The 17,925-nt window shown below is 68.9% G+C and carries 17 protein-coding genes and 1 riboswitch; of the genes, 5 read left to right on the forward strand and 12 right to left on the reverse strand.

The annotated features are described in order from the left end of the window. Positions 1–54: 54 nt before the first annotated feature. A complete protein-coding gene (locus ACH4YL_RS07560; RefSeq protein WP_398505765.1) occupies positions 55–669 on the forward strand; it encodes a TetR family transcriptional regulator in 615 nt (204 codons plus the stop codon). A gap of 50 nt (positions 670–719) precedes the next feature. Here the strand turns inward: ACH4YL_RS07560 and ACH4YL_RS07565 are convergent, their stop codons facing one another. From ACH4YL_RS07565 to ACH4YL_RS07620, 12 genes are all read right to left on the reverse strand, one after another. After that, on the reverse strand, positions 720–1,571 hold the full coding sequence (locus tag ACH4YL_RS07565; RefSeq protein WP_398505767.1) for an SRPBCC family protein: 852 nt from the start codon (positions 1,569–1,571) through the stop codon (positions 720–722). Continuing rightward, positions 1,568–1,885, reverse strand: coding sequence for an ArsR/SmtB family transcription factor (locus ACH4YL_RS07570; RefSeq protein ID WP_398505769.1), 318 nt, complete (start codon positions 1,883–1,885; stop codon positions 1,568–1,570). The genes ACH4YL_RS07565 and ACH4YL_RS07570 overlap by 4 nt, the downstream gene beginning before the upstream one ends. A gap of 66 nt (positions 1,886–1,951) precedes the next feature. Continuing rightward, positions 1,952–2,797, reverse strand: coding sequence for a thioesterase family protein (locus ACH4YL_RS07575; RefSeq protein WP_398505771.1), 846 nt, complete (start codon positions 2,795–2,797; stop codon positions 1,952–1,954). 40 nt (positions 2,798–2,837) lie between these two features. Then, entirely contained in the window at positions 2,838–3,497 is a 660-nt protein-coding gene (locus ACH4YL_RS07580) for a trimeric intracellular cation channel family protein (protein WP_398505773.1), read from the reverse strand. 107 nt (positions 3,498–3,604) lie between these two features. Then, positions 3,605–4,819, reverse strand: coding sequence for an ABC transporter ATP-binding protein (locus tag ACH4YL_RS07585; RefSeq protein ID WP_398505775.1), 1,215 nt, complete (start codon positions 4,817–4,819; stop codon positions 3,605–3,607). Then, complete coding sequence (locus ACH4YL_RS07590) at positions 4,816–5,943, reverse strand: ABC transporter ATP-binding protein (protein WP_398506612.1); 1,128 nt, start codon at positions 5,941–5,943, stop codon at positions 4,816–4,818. Before ACH4YL_RS07590 ends, ACH4YL_RS07585 begins: the two co-directional genes overlap by 4 nt. Before the next feature lie 145 nt (positions 5,944–6,088). Next, on the reverse strand, positions 6,089–7,087 hold the full coding sequence (locus ACH4YL_RS07595) for an ABC transporter permease (protein WP_398505777.1): 999 nt from the start codon (positions 7,085–7,087) through the stop codon (positions 6,089–6,091). Positions 7,088–7,218: 131 nt separating this feature from the next. Continuing rightward, positions 7,219–8,991 (reverse strand): ABC transporter substrate-binding protein, encoded by a 1,773-nt coding sequence (locus ACH4YL_RS07600; RefSeq protein ID WP_398505779.1) that lies wholly within the window; start codon positions 8,989–8,991, stop codon positions 7,219–7,221. Positions 8,992–9,122: 131 nt separating this feature from the next. Further along, entirely contained in the window at positions 9,123–10,127 is a 1,005-nt protein-coding gene (locus ACH4YL_RS07605; RefSeq protein ID WP_398505781.1) for an ABC transporter permease, read from the reverse strand. Positions 10,128–10,571: 444 nt separating this feature from the next. Beyond that, positions 10,572–11,360, reverse strand: a complete 789-nt coding sequence (locus ACH4YL_RS07610) for an enhanced serine sensitivity protein SseB C-terminal domain-containing protein (protein WP_398505782.1) — start codon at positions 11,358–11,360, stop codon at positions 10,572–10,574. 120 nt (positions 11,361–11,480) lie between these two features. Then, positions 11,481–12,251, reverse strand: a complete 771-nt coding sequence (locus tag ACH4YL_RS07615) for an enhanced serine sensitivity protein SseB (RefSeq protein ID WP_398505784.1) — start codon at positions 12,249–12,251, stop codon at positions 11,481–11,483. Between the two features lie 121 nt (positions 12,252–12,372). Next, on the reverse strand, positions 12,373–13,041 hold the full coding sequence (locus ACH4YL_RS07620) for an AAA family ATPase (RefSeq protein WP_398505786.1): 669 nt from the start codon (positions 13,039–13,041) through the stop codon (positions 12,373–12,375). Positions 13,042–13,191: 150 nt separating this feature from the next. After that, positions 13,192–13,289: riboswitch (glycine riboswitch) on the forward strand. 149 nt (positions 13,290–13,438) lie between these two features. Between ACH4YL_RS07620 and gcvT the strand changes: the two genes are divergently transcribed. The 4 genes from gcvT to ACH4YL_RS07640 all read left to right on the forward strand — a co-directional run bounded on the left by gcvT (position 13,439) and on the right by ACH4YL_RS07640 (position 17,791). Beyond that, positions 13,439–14,554 carry a glycine cleavage system aminomethyltransferase GcvT gene (gcvT, locus tag ACH4YL_RS07625; protein WP_398505788.1) on the forward strand — a complete coding sequence of 372 codons (1,116 nt, stop codon included), beginning with the start codon at positions 13,439–13,441 and terminating at the stop codon, positions 14,552–14,554. Between the two features lie 61 nt (positions 14,555–14,615). After that, a complete protein-coding gene (gcvH, locus tag ACH4YL_RS07630; RefSeq protein WP_398505790.1) occupies positions 14,616–14,990 on the forward strand; it encodes a glycine cleavage system protein GcvH in 375 nt (124 codons plus the stop codon). A 22-nt stretch (positions 14,991–15,012) separates the two neighbouring features. Beyond that, complete coding sequence (gene glyA / locus ACH4YL_RS07635; protein ID WP_398505792.1) at positions 15,013–16,272, forward strand: serine hydroxymethyltransferase; 1,260 nt, start codon at positions 15,013–15,015, stop codon at positions 16,270–16,272. A 151-nt stretch (positions 16,273–16,423) separates the two neighbouring features. Then, positions 16,424–17,791 (forward strand): L-serine ammonia-lyase, encoded by a 1,368-nt coding sequence (locus tag ACH4YL_RS07640; protein WP_398505794.1) that lies wholly within the window; start codon positions 16,424–16,426, stop codon positions 17,789–17,791. Positions 17,792–17,925: the final 134 nt, after the last annotated feature.

Consider the following 17,925-nt stretch of genomic DNA (forward strand, 5'->3'; position numbering starts at 1 on the left):
TGACTCCTGAGTCTAGCCTTCCGTTCTCCGGAGAACGGTTGTTTACTGAATGTCATGAGTCACACCGTCGGAATCCGCCAGGCCCAGAAGCAGAAAACCCGTCAGGCCCTCCTGGACGCAGCGCTGCAGCTGCTCGAGGAGCAGAGCCTGAGCAGCCTCGGGCTGCGCGAGGTGACCCGGGCCGTGGGTGTCGCGCCGACGGCCTTCTACCGGCACTTCAGGGACACGGCGGACCTCGGAGTGGCGCTCGTCGAGGAGGCGCTCGGCAGCCTTCACGCCACGATCGGCGAGGCGCTGGAGGAGAACGGCGACGATGCGCGCATCGACCGGACAGTGGCGCTGATCGCCGAACTCGTCCGTGCGTCGCCGGCACATGTCCGCTTCATCGCGCGCGAACGGCACGGCGGAGTGCAGCCCGTACGGGAGGCCATCGGCGAGCAACTGCGGCGGTTCGCCGAGGAGGTGGCCGCGGCCTTCGCCCGCGAGCCGGAGCACGCGGGCTGGAGCGAGGCGGATCTGCGGATGCTCGCGGGGATATACGTGGACCACATGGTGATGACCGCCAGCTCGTTCCTGGAGGCCGGGCCCGAGGCGCAGGAGCAGGTCGCCTCGCTGGCACGGCGACAGCTGCGGCTGATCAGCCTCGGCCGCGTTCACTGGCTGGACTGACCTCGCGCTCCTGCCCGAGCCCGAGGCCGCCCAGGAGCGCCCAGGAGCGCCTAGGACGCCTGCAGTCGCGCCGCCAGCGCCTCGATGCGGGACTGCCAGGCCGCCAGCGCGCCGGCTGTGTCGAAGTCGCGCGGGCCCGTCTGAGTGAGGATCAGCCGCGGTCCGTGACCCGTGCCCTGGCCGAATTCCCAGCGGACCTCGCCGTCGGGATGCCAGGCGTACGCGAGCAGTTCGGGCGCACGCACCTCGGTGACCGGTCCGGCCGGGACCTTGTCGGCGGTGAACCCTTCGGGCACGGGCGCGCCCTCGACCGGCTCGGCGCCCGCGGTCAGTTCGGCCCAGACCGTCTCGGCGGGCCGTACGAGCTGGCGCTCGAAGCGGACACGACGGCCGTCCGCCGTCTCATCGGCAGTGCCGCGCGCCAGGTCGAACTGCCGGACGTACGCCTCGTGCAGTGCGCCGCCGGTGTCGCGCGCGACATCGACCTTCTCGCCGTCCAGCAGCTGGGCCAGCCCCGTCATGCACACATGCCAGCCGGAGGCGAAGCTCGCGGCGCCGAAGCGGTCGCCGAAGGTGTGGACAAGGGTCAGCAGCGAGCCCTCGCCGTCCGCGGTGATCTCCCACCGCAGATGGTCGTCGCCCCAGGTGAAGGCGAAGACATGGGGCTCGTCGGCGTCGGTGACGGCGCCGGTCATGCTCGGCTCGCTGTCGCCCGGGAAGGAGAAGCCCATCGTCCCGCCGGGCCGCAGCTCCACGCTGACCTCGGACGGGAACCACCGGGCGAGCTGGGCGGGTTGGGTGATCGCGTCCCAGACCTTCTGCGGCGGATGCGCGATCCGGCGCTCCATCCGCAGCGCGGTCCGCCCGTCCGCGGTGGTGAGGGTGTCGGGTTGCGGTGTCATGGGGACTCGTCCTCCATCGCGTCGAGATGGCGTTCGAGCGCGTCGAGGCTCCCGGACCACAGGTGCCGGTAGTGCGCGAGCCAGGCGTCCAGCTCCGCGAGGGGCTCGGGCGTCAGCTCGTACCAGCGGCGCTGTGCGTCCTGCCGGACCCGTACGAGCCCGGCCTCCCGAAGCACCCGCAGATGCTTGGAGGTGCCGGGCTGGCTGAGACCGAGCCGGTCGGTGAGCTCACCGACCAGATGCGGACGCTCCAGGAGCAGATCGAGGATCCTGCGCCTGCTCGGCTCCGCGAGCACGTCGAACGGTATGGGCATACCGCGAACATACTCTCCGAGTTATATAACCGCAAGGGAATGAACCCTCGCGAATCCCCTGCCGACTCAGCCGCGCGGGGCCTTCGCCAGCTGGCGCGACTGGGCCACCAGACGGCCCTCGCTGTCCCAGACCTCCGCGTCCTCCTCCAGGAACCCGCCGGCCAGATTGCGTGTCGTGACGGACACGCGCAGCGGGCCCGGCGCCGGGCGGCAGCGGACGTGCGTGGTGAGTTCGACCGTCGGGGTCCAGCCCTTCAGGCCCAGATCGAAGGAGGTCGGCGGCAGCGCGTCGACCGTCAGCAGCAGCGAGAACGGATCGGCGGGCCGGCCGTCGGCGAGCGAGAACCAGGCTCGTATCTCTCCCTTTCCGGACGGCGCACCGACCGCCCAGCCGACGGTCGCCGGGTCGAGCTTCACATCCACCCGGTACGAGATGGCGGGACGCTCGATGGGCGCGGGACCGTCCGACGGGCCCAGGCAGTGCTCCAGCGGCGGGATCTCCGGCGCCTCGGCCGAGGTGCGGACCTCGTCGGTGAGCTCGTTCAGGTCTCCGTACGCGGCGAGGACGCGGATCCGCTCGACCTCGGAGCCGTCCTCGGCGTACTGGAAGAGCGACGCCTGGCCGGTGGAGAGGGTACGGCCGGTACGGATCACCTCGGCGCGGATCACCGCGGGACCCGGCTCGGACGTCGTCAGATAGTGCGCCGAGACCGTGAAGGGATCGGAGTGCGGCAGCGCCTCGCCGAGGGCACGGCCGAGAAGGGCCAGCAGATAGCCGCCGTTGACCGCGCGGCCGAATGTCCATCCGGCCGAGAGTTCGGCGTCGTAGACGCCGGGGGCGCGGTGAGTGACGGCGGTGTCGCGGTCGAACTCACTGTCTCCGATGGATGCCTGAACAGCTGCCTGTGCCATAGCGAAACCGTACAGCAGTCTATTACTGAGCGGTAGCTTTTTAGGCTTCCTCGACGGAGGAGGAACGCCGGTTCCAGGCGCGTGGCGCGCGCCAGTGGAAGTGCATGGCGAGCAGGCGCAGTACGAACGCGGTGACGACGGCGAGCGTGCTGGTGACCGCGTTGAGCACGTCGTAGTGGATGCAGAGCACGGCCATGGTGGCGCCGACGATGGCCGGTACGGCATAGAGATCGCGGTCCCAGCGCAGCAGCGACGGCACCTCGTTGGCCAGCACGTCACGCAGCACACCACCGCCGACGGCGGTCGCGAGGCCGAGCGCGGCGGAGGCGGTCAGGTTGAGCCCGTATTCGTACGCCTTGACCGTGCCGGTGACGCAGAACAGCCCGAGGCCGGCGGCGTCGAAGACATTGACTCCGGCCTGGATGCGTTCGACCTGCGGGTGCAGAAAGAAGACGAGGCCGGTCGCCACGAAGGGGGTGAGGAAGTAGCCGAGATCCGTGAAGGCGGCGGGCGGTACGGCCCCGATGATCATATCCCGCAGCAGCCCTCCGCCCAGCGCGGTGACCTCGGCGAGCACGGCGATGCCGAAGACGTCGAAGTTCTTGCGTACGGCCAGGAGTGCGCCGGAGATCGCGAAGACGAAGATCCCGGCGAGGTCGAGCGAGTGCTGGACGGATGGCGTGAACAGTTCATGGAGCACCGGACGATTGTGCCGTGTCCGGGAGTGCGGCTCTGCCGCGGCCAACGCCGGAGGGGCCCCGGTCGGAGCCCCTCCAGTGTTCGAGAACCGGGCCGAAGCCCGTATGCCTACTCCTTGGCGGAGTCCTTGGCCGCCTCCGGATCAGCGGCCGCCTCCGGCTCGGGAGCCTCGGTCTTCGCGAAGGCGTCGGCCGCAGGGGTCTCGGCGGTCGCCGACTCCGCGGCCTTCGGGGTCGCCTCGACGATCTCTATGGCCTCCCGTGCCGACGCCAGCGCCACGTCCTGCGGCGCCCGGTCCGGGGCGTTCTCCGGGTGGTGGCAGGCGACCTGCTGGCCCGGCTTCAGTGCGATCAGCGGCGGTTCCTGCGTCTTGCAGAGTTCCGTCGCCTTCCAGCACCGGGTGTGGAACCGGCAGCCCGTCGGCGGGGAGATCGGCGACGGCACGTCGCCCTTGAGCAGGATCCGCTCGCTCTTGCCGCCGCGGCGACGCGGGTCCGGCACCGGGACCGCCGACAGCAGCGCCTTGGTGTACGGGTGCATCGGCGCCTCGTACAGCGACTTGCGGTCCGCGAGTTCCACGATCTTGCCGAGGTACATGACCGCGATGCGGTCCGACACGTGCCGGATCACCGACAGGTCGTGCGCGATGATCACATACGTGAGACCGAGCTCGTCCTGGAGGTCGTCCAGCAGGTTCACCACCTGCGCCTGGATGGAGACGTCCAGCGCGGACACCGGCTCGTCCGCCACGACCAGCTTCGGCTTCAGCGCGAGCGCTCGCGCGATGCCGATGCGCTGCCGCTGGCCGCCGGAGAACTCGTGCGGGTAGCGGTTGTAGTGCTCGGGGTTGAGGCCCACCAGCTCGAGCAGCCGCTGGACCTCCTTCTTGACGCCGCCCTCGGGCGTGATGCCCTGGAGCTTGAACGGCGCGGAGACGATCGTGCCGATCGTGTGCCGCGGGTTCAGTGAGGAGTACGGGTCCTGGAAGATCATCTGGACGTCGCGCCGCAGCGGGCGCATCTTGCCGACGCCCAGGTGCGTGATGTCATGACCCTCGAACTCGATCCGCCCGCTGGTCGGTTCGAGCAGCCGCGTGATCAGCCGGCCCATCGTCGACTTGCCGCAGCCGGACTCGCCCACCACGCCCAGCGTCTCACCGGGGCGCACGTCGAAGGTCAGCCCGTCGACCGCCTGGACGGCGCCGGCGTGCCGCTGAAGCAGCCCCTTCTTGATGGGGAAGTGCTTGACCAGGCCCTCGACCTTCAGCAGCGCGTCAGGCGCGGCCGATGCCTGCTCCGGGATCTTCACTTCGTTCTCGTTCACAGCTTGGGCGCAATCTCTTCGGTCCAGATCCGCGTCCGCTCGTCCTGCGACAGGTGGCAGGCGGAGAAGTGCCGGCTGCCGACCTTGTGGAGTTCGGGGCGGACGGTGCGCGTCAGGTTGTCCTTGGGCAGATCGGCGTAGGGACACCGCGGGTTGAAGGCGCAGCCGTCGGGGATGTTGATGAGGCTGGGCGGGGAGCCCTTGACCGGGATCAGGCGCTCGGTCTGGTCGCGGTCGATACGCGGCATCGAGCCGAGCAGGCCCCAGGTGTAGGGGTGCTGCGGCTCGTAGAAGACCTTCTCGGCGGGACCGCGCTCGATGCACCGGCCGCCGTACATCACCAGGATGTCGTCGGCCAGTTCGGCGACCACGCCCAGGTCGTGGGTGATGATGATGACCGCAGAGCCGAACTCCTTCTGCAGATCCCGGATCAGGTCGAGGATCTGCGCCTGGACGGTCACGTCCAGCGCGGTCGTCGGCTCGTCGGCGATCAGCAGCTCGGGGTTGTTGACCAGCGCCATGGCGATCATCGCGCGCTGCCGCATGCCGCCGGAGAACTCGTGCGCGTAGTTGTCCACACGCTTGTCGGGCTGCGGGATGCCGACCCGGTCGAGCAGTTCGATCGCCCGCTTGCGGGCGACCTTCTTGTCGACGTCGTGGTGGACCTGGTACGCCTCCACGATCTGACGGCCGATCGTGTAGTACGGGTGCAGCGCGGAGAGCGGGTCCTGGAAGATCATCGCCATGTCGCGGCCGCGGAGCTTGCGCACCTCGTCCTGGTCGGCGCTGAGCAGCTCCTTGCCGTCCAGCCAGACCTCGCCGGAGATCTGCGCCTTGCGGCGGCCGTACTGGCCCGCGGTGTGCAGGCCCATGATGCCGAGCGAGGTGACGGACTTGCCGGAGCCGGACTCGCCGACGATGCCGAGGGTCTTGCCCTTCTCCAGCTGGAAGCTGAGGCCGTCGACGGACTTGACGAGTCCGTCGTCGGTCGGGAAGTGGACCTTGAGGTCGCGTACTTCGAGGAACGCGGTGGGCGCCGGCGAACCCACGGCCGCGGGCTCACCGAGCGCGGTCCCGGTGACCGGAAGCTCGCTCCCGGTCTCGTTGCCGCGGGTCTCGTCGATGTCGGGAAGCTCCTCGCCGAGCTTCTTGTCCGGGCTGGCGCCGGGGTCCTTCACTGCGACTCACCTCGCCATGTCGTGCTGGTCACGCCGGACTGCCGGTCTTTCCGGCCGGGGGTCCGGGGGTTGCCCCCGGGATAACACAGCGTCATCCGATCCTCACTCGCGGGTCGATGACGGCGTACAGCATGTCCACGAGGAGGTTCGCGACACAGATGAACAGGGCCGCGAAGAGGGTGACGCCGAGGATCAGCGGCAGGTCCTTGGTGCTGATGGACTCGATCGCGAGCCGGCCGAGGCCCGGCAGGTTGTACGTGGACTCGGTGAGCACCGCACCGCCCAGCAGTGCTCCGAGGTCCAGGCCGAGCAGGGTCAGCACGGGCGTCCAGGTGGAGCGCATCGCATGCCGGCCGATGACGACCCGTTCCGTGAGGCCCTTGGCGCGGGCCGTACGGATGTAGTCCTCACCCATGATCTCCAGCATGGTGGCCCGGGTGAGCCGTGCGTACATCGCCGCGTAGAGGAACGCGAGAGTGATCCACGGCAGGATCAGTGTCTGGAACCACTGGGCCGGATCGTCCGCGAACGAGGCGTACTCGCCGCTGATCCAGCCGAGCTGGTAGCTGAAGATGGCCAGTGACAGCAGACCGGTGAAGTAGATCGGGAGCGAGACGCCGGCCAGTGCGACGGTCATCGCGGCCCGGTCCCAGATCGTTCCCCGGCGCAGCGCCGAGACGACGCCCGCGGCGACACCACCGACGACCCACAGCAGGCAGGCGCCGGCCGCGAGCGACAGGGTGACCGGGATCGCCTCGGTGAGCTGCGGCCAGACCTCCTGCTCAGTGCGGAAGGAGTAGCCGAAGCAGGGGGCCGGACAGTGCGTGACATCCGCGCCGTTGGTGTAGTCCCGTCCGGCGAACAGGCCCTGGACGAAGTGCCAGAACTGCACCAGCACAGGGTCCGAGAGGCCCAGCTTCTGCCGGATGCCCTCGATGGAGGCGGGGTCGGTCTGCTTCCCGGCGAAGAGATACGCCGGGTCGGAGCCGGCCCACTTCGGGAGCACAAAGAAGATGACGAAGGTCGTCAGGGTCACGACCATCAGCATCATGGCGACGGCGAACAAACGCCGGATGACATAAGCAAGCACTGTGCGCGGCCCGGCAGCGGCCCGGAGATCCCGGATTACGGGGTCCCCGGGCCGCCGCCCGAGGCCATCACCTGCCCTTCGGGACTGGCGGTTTGGGCGATGGTGGGGTGTGACTCGTCACGAAGGACGGACTACTTGACGACGCCGAGCGAGACGTAGTCGTACCGGCCGTTGTACGCCGCCGTGGAGTAGGCGTTCGTGAGCCGGGAGCTGCGCCACGTGAAGTTCTTCTCGTAGATGAACGGCATCTGGACCGCGAGGTCCGCAACCGCGTGGTTCATCTGCGTGTAGATCGCAGCGGCCTTGGCCGGGTCGGTCTCCGCGAGAGCGTCGTCGAAGAACTTGTTGATCTTCGGGTCGTTCGTCTCGGAGACGTTGTAGTTACCGTTGGCGACGATGAAGCGGCCGTCGACCAGCGGCTGCGAGAAGCCCTGGCCGGTCGGGAAGTCGGGACCCCAGCCGGTCATGACCAGGCCGAGACCGCGCTTCTTCACCACAGCCGGCGAACCGGTGATGCTGGACGACTCGGCGCCGTCGATCGGGTCCACCTCGGCCTTGATGCCGACCGCCTGCAGCGACTGCTGCAGCGCCTCGGCCGTCTGGACCTCACCCGGGTTGTTGCTGCGGGCGCTGATGTTGGTGGAGAAGCCGTTCGGCTTGCCGCACTTCGTCAGGGCTTCCTTGGCCTTGGCGACGTCGGGCTTGCCGCCGCGCGCCAGGATGCCGTACGGGTCGTAGTCGTCCGAGCCCTTGATGGACTTGGGCAGCATGTTCGTGGCGATCTCGCCGCCGGCGTCCGGGCCACCGCGGACCGTCTGCATCGACTTGTAGTCGGCCGCGTAGATGACGGCCTTGCGGCACTCGATGTTGTCGAACGGCGCGACCTTGGTCGCGATGTCGACGTACCGGATGAAGCTGGTCTCGATGTTGTCGACGTTGTCCTTGTGCTGCTTGAGCGCCGTGGTACGTCCCGACTGGGACATGCCGGTGGCGTTCATGTCGACGTCGTACTCACCCTTGATGAGCAGCTGGTCGATCGCCTCGATGTTGGAGTTGACCGTGATCGTGATCTTGTCCGGCAGCGCCGCACGGATCGGGTCGGAGGCCTTCTGCCACTTGTCGTTGCGGACAAGGACAGCGCCCTTCTTGGGCGTGTAGGACTCGAACTTGTACGGGCCCGAGGAGAACGGCTTCAGCTGGTACTTCGCCGCCGTGTCCTTCTCCTTCTTCACCGGGGAGCCGGCCGGCATCGCGAGCATCTGCTCGAAGTCACCGTTGGGCGTCGCCAGGTTGAAGACGATGGTCTTGTCGTCCGGCGTCTGGATCGCCTTCAGACCGAGCTTGTCCGGGGTGGTGTCCTTGTACGGGCCCTTGTACTCGGTCTTGGGGTCGAGGACCTGGCGCAGGTAGGACGGGCCGCCGGTGATGACGTCCGTGGCCCAGATGCGCTCGATGCCGTACTTGATGTCCTTGGAGGTGATCGGCGTGCCGTCCTCCCAGGTGATCCCGTCGCGCAGCTGGTAGGTGTAGGTCTTGCCGCCGTTGGAGACAACACCCTTGGCCTTGGCCAGGTCGGGGACCAGTTCGCCGCCCGCGGCGCCCGGCTTGGGCGCGTAGGAGACCAGCTGGCGCGCGTAGAACCGGGAGAGGTCCCACGTGAAGCCGTAGTACTGGCGCTGCGGGTCGGTGGAGTCGAAGTCCTGCTTGCCGATGAACTTGAGCGTGCCGCCCTTCTTGGCAGACGCGTTGGCAACGCCCTTGGTACCGGCGTTGTATCCGGCGGCCTTGCCGCCGCCATCCTCGTCGTTGGAACCGCCACCGCACGCCGCGGTGGCCGTAAGGGCGGCCACGACGAGCGCCGCACCGGCGATCCGCCGGGTCCTCGACGAACGTAGGGAGTTCATTGTTGCTGCAACCTCCGGGATAGCGCGGTTCTTGGCTTGACGCCGGGGAACCATCTGGGAGCCGCCTGACGTGTGTGGCAGGGGCACGTTCAGTTGTCTGCGGCCGGACGGCGCCGCGGGGTGTGTGGCCGTCAACGGGTGCCCTTGGGGTCGAGCGCGTCCCGCACGCCGTCGCCGAAGAGATTGAAGGCCAGTACCGTCACGAAGATCGCCAGGCCTGGTACGACCATGAAGGTCGGGTCGGACTGGTACGTGTCCACCGCCGTGGAGAGCATCTGTCCCCAAGAGGCGGTCGGCGGCTTCACACCCGCACCGAGGAAGCTGAGCGCCGCTTCGGTGAGGATGTTCGTGGGGATCATCAGCGTCGTGTAGACGGTGATGGGGGCGACCAGGTTGGGCAGCAGCTCCTTGAAGAGCACATAGCGCTGACCGGCGCCCAGGCTCCGGGCGGCCTCGACGTACTCCTTCTCGCGCAGCGACAGGGTCTGGCCGCGGACGATGCGTCCGACGTACGGCCAGCCGAAGAAGCCGATGACGGCGACCAGGATCGCGATGCGCACGGTGCTGCCGGTCATGCCCAGCAGGTCGTTCGGGAGCACCGCGACCAGCGAGATGATGAAGAGCAGCTGCGGGAAGGCGAGCAGCATGTCCATCACGCGGCTGATGACCGAGTCGACCCAGCCGCCGAAGTAACCGGCGACGATGCCGAGGACGGTGCCGAGGAGCACGGCCACGAGCGCCGCGAGGAACGCCACGAGCAGCGAGATCCGGGCGCCGTAGACGACGCGGCTGAAGACGTCGCGGCCGTTGCCGGGCTCAACGCCCAGCAGGAAGTCGGAACTGATGCCGCCGAAGGATCCGGTCGGCGTGCCGAACAGCGGGTCGATCTTGTCCTGGTGGAACTCATTGGGTGGGTGGCCGAACAGGTCCACGATCAGCGGCGCGAAGATGGCCACAAGCACCAGGAAGATCACGACGATCCCACCGGCAAGGGCCAATTTGTCCCGCTTCAGGCGGGTCCAGGCGATCTGTCGTAGCGATCGTCCTTCAACCGACTTTTTGACTACATCCGCCGCGACATCGACGGCTGCGGCCCTGTCCGCTTCCGTGCTTGTGTCGTGCAATGGTGCCGTCATCGTGGTGGGGACCCCTCTCGGCCGGTGGTTACCGGCCCGTACCCGCCGCTGTAGCGGCTTCGTTCACAACATCTGGTGCACGTGGAGCTTTTGGTACGAGACGTACGCGTGAAGCGCGCCGTACACGGGGGCGAATATCCCCTTGCTGCGGGAGTCTTCAATGGTCGCGCGATCACCCGCCAGACCCCTTGGGGAATGTTTGCTCAAACGTGATGCGTAGAGAGGGGTTCCGTTATCCGGACGGCGGCGGCGACTGAGCGGAACGCCATCTGCCTTGCATGGGGCGAAAGTTGACCGAGTGTCGCATTTGTCCACACCCGAACGGCCCTTGCGATTCGAAGGGTGTCGATGGTTCAGGCACGCACATTCAGGCGACGATTGCCGCCGGGAGGCACGCAACGGGAGTGGAGAAGGTGTGCGCGCCCTTCACATCCGTGATGATGATCAGCGGCTGTGGGGAGGGGGATAGCCGTAGCCGCCGCCGGCCGGCGGCGCTCCATGGGCGTCCCGGTCGTAGAACGGACGGGCGTTCGTCTTCAGCCACATCGTGACCGGGTCGTATTCGTCGGACATCGCGACCGTGGAGACCGGCAGACCGTCCGGGACCGCGGCGATCGACTGCTGCATCATCGCGCGCACCGAGTCCACCGACTGCCTGCCGGTGTCGTACAGATCGAGCCCGATGGCCAGATACGGAGCACCGAGCGCGGGCTGCACCCAGGCGCGGCGCAGCGAGCGGATCGCGGGCGTGCGGTGCGCGTTCTGCGAGAGCAGGGCGTAGAAGTGCGGGATCTCGATGGCCGGCTCGGACAGCCGCAGAGGTCCGGCGGGCATCCGGTCGAGGCCGGTGGCGATCCGGCGCAGGTCGGGCCACGGAATGCCGACTCCGCCGCCGGGGGCGTGCGGGTTCAGCCAGATGCCCCAGCGGTCGGGGTAGAGGGCGCGGGCGATGTCGACGCCGCTGACCACTTCGTGGGCGCGGTTCCAGCCGGAGGCGGAGAGCTCCTGGGCCGAGGTGACGCACGGCGCATAGCCGACGCCGGCGATCTCCATGTTCCCGTACTGGGCGTCGGGGGAGCCGGCCCGGCCGTGCCAGAGCAGCATCCAGACCTGGCCGCTCGCCGGGTCGGCGAGCGCCTGCAGCAGCGCCTCGTACGCGTCATAGCGTCCGGGGGTCACCTGGCGCAGCATGTGCTCGACCTGCCCGGCCGCCGCGGTGCCTGACGCACTCACCCTGGGTTCCGCCCCTCTTCGATCCACCCGGCACACAAGTGCGGCGGGTCCGGACTGGCCATGAAACCAGCTTAATCGCCCGTACTGACACCGACTTGACGGCAGGGCGTCCAGGACGTCCTAGACGGCGTGTCGTTGGTAGAAGGGCCGGACCCGCTCCAGCATCCACTCGCCGACCGGGTCCTGGGCCACGTCCAGCAGGACGAGATTGACCGGCCAGCCGACCTGGACCCGGCCCAGCGCACGGCCGAGCGCGTCCATCGGTGCGTTGCGCTCGGCGGCCTCCCAGGAGGAGAGCTGGACGCCGACGAAGAGTGTCGGCGGCTCGCCCTCGACGGAGGCGAGCGCGCGGCGGGCCGTGAGGACGACGCCGGACGCCTCGAACTCGCCTGCCGCGGCGGCGAGGAAGTCGACCGGCTCCTCCTGCCAGTCCGGCTCCCAGAGCCGCACCCGGCCGCCGGTCGCGGGACCGTCCAGCGGCGTACGCCCCATCCGGCACAGCTCGGCGACGGCGGGCGGCGGCAGCGGCGCGCCGACGGTGCCGCCCGGGTTCACGGCGATGCCGAGCTGCGGCGGCAGTCCGCGGGCGAACTCGCGGGCGGGCGCGACGGTGAAGGACATATGGCTGCCGACGCAGTGCAGGAACTGCTGCTCGGAGCTGAAGACCGGGACGTACGCGGCGCCGTCGATGTCCATGGTCGGCAGATCGAGGTTGGGGCTGTCGGGTCCGCCGCCGTTGGGCAGCGGCACCCAGACGTGGCTGCGCCCGAGCACCTCGACAAGCCGGCCGCCGGAGGCGGGGTTGCCGAGGGACGCGGCGAGCACCTCTTCGAGCTCGTTCGCCGGCCACCCGCTGTACGGATGCGGATGTGCCTGCTCCGGTATCTGCATGTGCGGTCCTTCCCCCCCGGGTTCCTACAGCGCTCGCCACCGACCCTAACGCCGGGCGGTGACGGCCGTGTGCGGGGACCCGGGCCGGGGACCGGGCGCGGGCCACAGGCCCGCACCCGGCTCAGACCGCGTCGAAGCCCACCCGGCCCAGCGCCGTCGCCGCGTCGCGGTCCAGCAGGATCGCGGACGCGCAGCCCGCCGGCAGCCGGCCCGACTCCGCGTCGGCGATCAGCCGGCCGACCGCGCGCCGGTGCCTGGCGAAGGCGTAGCCGGACACGCCGCGGCCCCGCTCCCGCTGGCCCTGCCGGGCGACCCGGGCGGGGACGTCGAGCAGCACCAGGTGCAGCGCGCTGCCGCGGCGCCGCGCCTCGCGGGCCAGCCAGCGCCGCACCCAGGTCTGCGTGCCGCAGTCGTGCACCACGACGCTCTCGCCGGAGCGCAGTGCCCGCCGCAGCCCGGCGTAGTGCGCGAGCCGCACGAGCGGGCGGTAGACGGCGTACGGCAGGAACCGCGGCATCCGCCCGTCCCAGAAGTCCCTGGTGTCCTGCGAGTCGATCCGCCGGCCGCCGGCCGCGCGCCTGATCAGCGTGGACTTTCCGCTGCCGGGCAGGCCGGAGACCACCACCACGTCACCGGCGGCGAACACCAGGCTGTGCGGGCTGCGCCCCGAGCGGTCTCTCAGGTCACGCAGCACCGGCGCGGGCGCCCTCAGCATGTCCTGTACGGGCACCTGCGCATGCGCGGGCATCCCCGCGGTCGTCACGTATGCACCGGACTGCTGCAACGTCATCGCCCTCCCCCTGTTGGGTCACCCCACACGCTTGCCCATGGAGCGTAAAGAAATGGTAATGGGACACAACCGATTTGCAGCTGAGGACCGCATACCCCACGCAGCCGCGATGCGTGCAATGATGTGCGCGCCAACTGCATACCGGCCGCTTGAATCCACGCGGGAGAGTCCTGGCCACTGTGTGCGCCGGGCGCCGAAGGAGCAAGTCCCTCCCTTGAATCTCTCAGGCCCCGTACCGCGTGTGATGAGGCAGATCTGAAAAGCGAGCCGCTGTCGAGTGGCTCCACCCAAGGTGCAAGTCACGACCACCAATACGTGCGGTCGAGACGAACCTCTCAGGTTCCGATGACAGATGGGGAGGATTGTCCTCGCCGGCCATGCCCTGGGAGCCACATCAATGAGCAATGCCCCCCGTCTCACTGCCCTCGATGCCGTGCATCGTTCGCTCGGCGCGACCATGACCGACTTCGCGGGCTGGGACATGCCGCTGCGGTACGGCAGTGAGCGCGACGAGCACACCGCGGTCCGCACCAAGGCGGGCCTGTTCGACCTCTCGCACATGGGCGAGATCACCGTCACCGGAGACCAGGCCTCGGACCTCCTGGACTTCGCGCTGGTCGGCAACATCGGCGGCGTCGCCGTCGGCCGCGCCCGCTACACCATGATCTGCCAGGAGGACGGCGGGATCCTCGACGACCTGATCGTCTACCGCCTCGGCGAGACCGAGTACATGGTCGTGGCCAACGCGTCGAACGCCCAGATCGTCCTGGACGCCCTGGTCGCCCGCTCCGAGGGCTTCGACGCCGAGGTGCGCGACGACCGCGACGCGTACGCGCTGATCGCCGTCCAGGGCCCCGAGTCCCCCGGCATCCTGAAGTCGCTGACCGACGCCGATCTGGACGGGCTCAAGTACTACGCCGGCCTGCCGGGCACGGTCGCCGGAGTTCCCGCGCTGATCGCCCGTACCGGCTACACCGGCGAGGACGGCTTCGAGCTCTTCGTCGAGCCGCAGTACGCCGAGAAGCTGTGGCAGGCACTGACCGAGGCGGGCGCTCCGGTCGGTCTGGTCCCGGCCGGTCTGTCCTGCCGCGACACGCTGCGCCTGGAGGCGGGCATGCCGCTGTACGGGCATGAGCTGACCACCTCCCTGACCCCGTTCGACGCGGGCCTGGGCCGGGTCGTGAAGTTCGAGAAGGCGGGCGACTTCGTGGGCCGCGCCGCCCTGGAGGCCGCCGCCGAGCGTGCCGCGTCGAACCCGCCGCGCAAGCTCGTCGGCCTGATCGCCGATGGCCGCCGCGTCCCCCGCGCCGGCATGACCGTCGTGGCCGGCGGTCAGGTCGTCGGCGAGGTCACCTCGGGCGCGCCTTCCCCGACGCTCGGCAAGCCGATCGCCATCGCCTATGTGGACGCCGCACACTCCGCCCCGGGCACCGATGGCGTCGGCGTGGACATCCGCGGAGCGCACGAGCAGTACGAGGTCGTCGCGCTGCCGTTCTACAAGCGCCAGAAGTGATCCTCAGCACCAGTCACCGCCCGTTCACCAGCACTCCCCCGCGTACAGGAGAATTCAGGTCATGAGCAACCCCCAGCAGCTGCGCTACAGCAAGGAGCACGAGTGGCTGTCGGGCGCCGAGGACGGCGTCTCGACGGTCGGCATCACGGAGCACGCGGCAAACGCGCTCGGCGATGTGGTGTACGTACAGCTTCCGGAGGTCGGCGCCACCGTGGCCGCGGGCGAGACCTGCGGCGAGCTGGAGTCGACCAAGTCCGTCAGCGACCTGTACTCCCCGGTCAGCGGTGAGGTCACGGAGATCAACGAGGACGTCGTCAACGACCCGTCGCTGGTGAACTCCGCCCCGTTCGAGGGCGGCTGGCTCTTCAAGGTGCGAGTGGCGGACGAGCCGGAGGATCTGCTCTCCGCCGACGCGTACTCCGAGTTCACCGGCTGACCGAGACCCCAGGGACTTCCACATGTCGCTTCTGAACACGCCCCTCCATGAGCTGGACCCGGACGTCGCCGCCGCTGTCGACGCCGAGCTCCACCGTCAGCAGTCCACCCTCGAGATGATCGCCTCGGAGAACTTCGCTCCGGTCGCGGTCATGGAGGCTCAGGGCTCGGTCCTCACCAACAAGTACGCCGAGGGCTACCCCGGCCGCCGTTACTACGGCGGCTGCGAGCACGTCGACGTCGTCGAGCAGATCGCGATCGACCGGATCAAGGAGCTCTTCGGCGCCGAGCACGCCAATGTGCAGCCGCACTCCGGCGCGCAGGCCAACGCGGCGGCGATGTTCGCGCTGCTGAAGCCGGGCGACACGATCATGGGTCTGAATCTCGCGCACGGCGGGCACCTGACCCACGGAATGAAGATCAACTTCTCCGGCAAGCTCTACAACGTGGTCGCGTACCACGTCGACGAGCAGAGCGGCCAGGTCGACATGGCCGAGGTCGAGAAGCTCGCCAAGGAGTCCAAGCCGAAGCTGATCATTGCCGGCTGGTCCGCCTACCCGCGTCAGCTGGACTTCGCCGCCTTCCGCCGGATCGCGGACGAGGTCGGCGCGTATCTGATGGTCGACATGGCGCACTTCGCCGGTCTGGTCGCGGCCGGTCTGCACCCGAACCCGGTGCCGCACGCCCATGTCGTGACCACGACCACGCACAAGACGCTCGGCGGCCCGCGCGGCGGTGTCATCCTGTCGACGCAGGAGCTCGCCAAGAAGATCAACTCGGCGGTCTTCCCGGGTCAGCAGGGCGGCCCGCTGGAGCATGTCATCGCGGCCAAGGCCGTCTCCTTCAAGGTCGCGGCCTCCGACGACTTCAAGGAGCGCCAGCAGCGCACGCTGGACGGCGCGCGCATCCTGGCCGAGCGCCTGGTCCAGGACGATGTGAAGGCCGTCGGTGTCGACGTCCTCTCCGGAGGTACGGACGTACACCTGGTCCTCGTCGACCTGCGCAACTCGCAGCTGGACGGCCAGCAGGCCGAGGACCGCCTCCACGAGGTCGGCATCACGGTCAACCGGAACGCCATCCCGAACGACCCGCGGCCGCCGATGGTGACCTCGGGCCTGCGGATCGGTACTCCGGCGCTGGCCACGCGGGGCTTCCAGGAGGACGACTTCCGCGAGGTCGCCGACATCATCGCCGAGGCGCTGAAGCCGTCCTACGACGCCGACGCCCTGCGCGGCCGGGTGTCGGAGCTGGCAGCGAAGCATCCGCTTTACCCTGGGCTGTAACCACCTGAACAGCCTGAACAGCCTGAAGGAAAACAAACGGGGCACCGCAGACACTTTCCGGTGAATGCGGTGCCCCGCACCACGCACCGACCGTTCGTTCTTCTGCACCACCCTGGCAGACAACGGCGTCTACCAAACCTAGGAGTCACCCGTGGCCATCTCGGTCTTCGACCTGTTCTCGATCGGCATCGGCCCGTCCAGCTCCCACACGGTGGGCCCGATGCGCGCGGCCCGGATGTTCGCCCGCCGGCTGAAGAACGAGGGCCTGCTCGCCCACACCACCGCGATACGGGCCGAGCTGTACGGCTCGCTGGGCGCGACCGGGCACGGCCACGGCACACCGAAGGCCGTACTGCTGGGCCTGGAGGGCAACTCTCCGCGCACCGTCGACGTCGAGACCGCCGACGAGCAGGTGGAGCGCATCAAGGCGAGCAAGCGGCTCAATGTCCTCGGCATGCAGGAGATCGGCTTCGACTTCGACGAGGACCTGGTGCTGCACCGCCGCAAGGCGCTGCCGTACCACGCCAACGGCATGACGGTCTTCGCGTACGACGCCTCCGGCCAGGTCGTCCTGGAGAAGACGTACTACTCCGTGGGCGGCGGCTTCGTGGTGGACGAGGACGCCGTCGGCGAGGACCGGATCAAGCTCGACGACACCGTGCTGAAGCATCCCTTCCGCACCGGCGACGAGCTGCTGCGGCTCGCCCAGGACACCGGCCTGTCCATCTCCGCGCTGATGCTGGACAACGAGAAGGCCTGGCGCACCGAGGACGAGATCCGCGAGGGCCTGCTGGAGATCTGGCGGGTCATGCAGGCATGCGTCTCGCGCGGCATGTCCCGCGAGGGCATCCTGCCGGGCGGCCTCAAGGTCCGCCGCCGCGCGGCCAATTCGGCCCGCCAGCTGCGCGCCGAGGGCGATCCGCTGGCGCACGCGATGGAGTGGATCACTCTGTATGCGATGGCCGTGAACGAGGAGAACGCCGCGGGCGGCCGGGTCGTCACGGCCCCGACCAACGGTGCGGCCGGCATCATCCCGGCGGTGCTGCACTACTACATGAACTTCGTGCCCGGCGCCGACGAGGAGGGCGTGGTCCGCTTCCTGCTGGCCGCGGGCGCGATCGGCATGCTCTTCAAGGAGAACGCCTCCATCTCCGGCGCCGAGGTCGGCTGCCAGGGCGAGGTCGGCTCCGCCTGCTCGATGGCCGCGGGCGCGCTCGCCGAGGTGCTGGGCGGCACTCCCGAGCAGGTGGAGAACGCCGCGGAGATCGGCATGGAGCACAACCTCGGCCTGACCTGCGACCCGGTCGGCGGCCTGGTCCAGATCCCGTGCATCGAGCGCAACGGAATGGCGGCGGTCAAGGCCGTGACGGCGGCGCGGATGGCCATGCGCGGCGACGGCAGCCACAAGGTCTCGCTGGACAAGGTCATCAAGACGATGAAGGAGACCGGCGCGGACATGTCGGTGAAGTACAAGGAGACCGCGCGCGGCGGTCTCGCGGTGAACATCATCGAGTGCTGAGGCGCGAGAGAAGATCGTGAACTCCCGGACAAGTCAAGGCAGTTCACGAGAATTCACCAGTACGAGGGAGTTTTTCAAGCTCCGAACGTTTCTTCTCCAACACGGGCCACAATCCCGGCATTAACCTCACAGCC

It is taken from the genome of Streptomyces sp. NPDC020681 (genome assembly GCF_044334895.1).
Classification (GTDB): domain Bacteria; phylum Actinomycetota; class Actinomycetes; order Streptomycetales; family Streptomycetaceae; genus Streptomyces.

Bases quoted from the DNA above. Each gene is read 5' to 3' on its own strand.
- ACH4YL_RS07560 (WP_398505765.1), top strand. From the start codon at position 55: ATGAGTCACACCGTCGGAATCCGCCAGGCCCAGAAGCAGAAAACCCGT.
- ACH4YL_RS07565 (WP_398505767.1), bottom strand. From the start codon at position 1,571: ATGACACCGCAACCCGACACCCTCACCACCGCGGACGGGCGGACCGCG.
- ACH4YL_RS07570 (WP_398505769.1), bottom strand. From the start codon at position 1,885: ATGCCCATACCGTTCGACGTGCTCGCGGAGCCGAGCAGGCGCAGGATC.
- ACH4YL_RS07575 (WP_398505771.1), bottom strand. From the start codon at position 2,797: ATGGCACAGGCAGCTGTTCAGGCATCCATCGGAGACAGTGAGTTCGAC.
- ACH4YL_RS07600 (WP_398505779.1), bottom strand. From the start codon at position 8,991: ATGAACTCCCTACGTTCGTCGAGGACCCGGCGGATCGCCGGTGCGGCG.
- ACH4YL_RS07605 (WP_398505781.1), bottom strand. From the start codon at position 10,127: ATGACGGCACCATTGCACGACACAAGCACGGAAGCGGACAGGGCCGCA.
- ACH4YL_RS07615 (WP_398505784.1), bottom strand. From the start codon at position 12,251: ATGCAGATACCGGAGCAGGCACATCCGCATCCGTACAGCGGGTGGCCG.
- ACH4YL_RS07620 (WP_398505786.1), bottom strand. From the start codon at position 13,041: ATGACGTTGCAGCAGTCCGGTGCATACGTGACGACCGCGGGGATGCCC.
- gcvT (WP_398505788.1), top strand. From the start codon at position 13,439: ATGAGCAATGCCCCCCGTCTCACTGCCCTCGATGCCGTGCATCGTTCG.
- gcvH (WP_398505790.1), top strand. From the start codon at position 14,616: ATGAGCAACCCCCAGCAGCTGCGCTACAGCAAGGAGCACGAGTGGCTG.
- glyA (WP_398505792.1), top strand. From the start codon at position 15,013: ATGTCGCTTCTGAACACGCCCCTCCATGAGCTGGACCCGGACGTCGCC.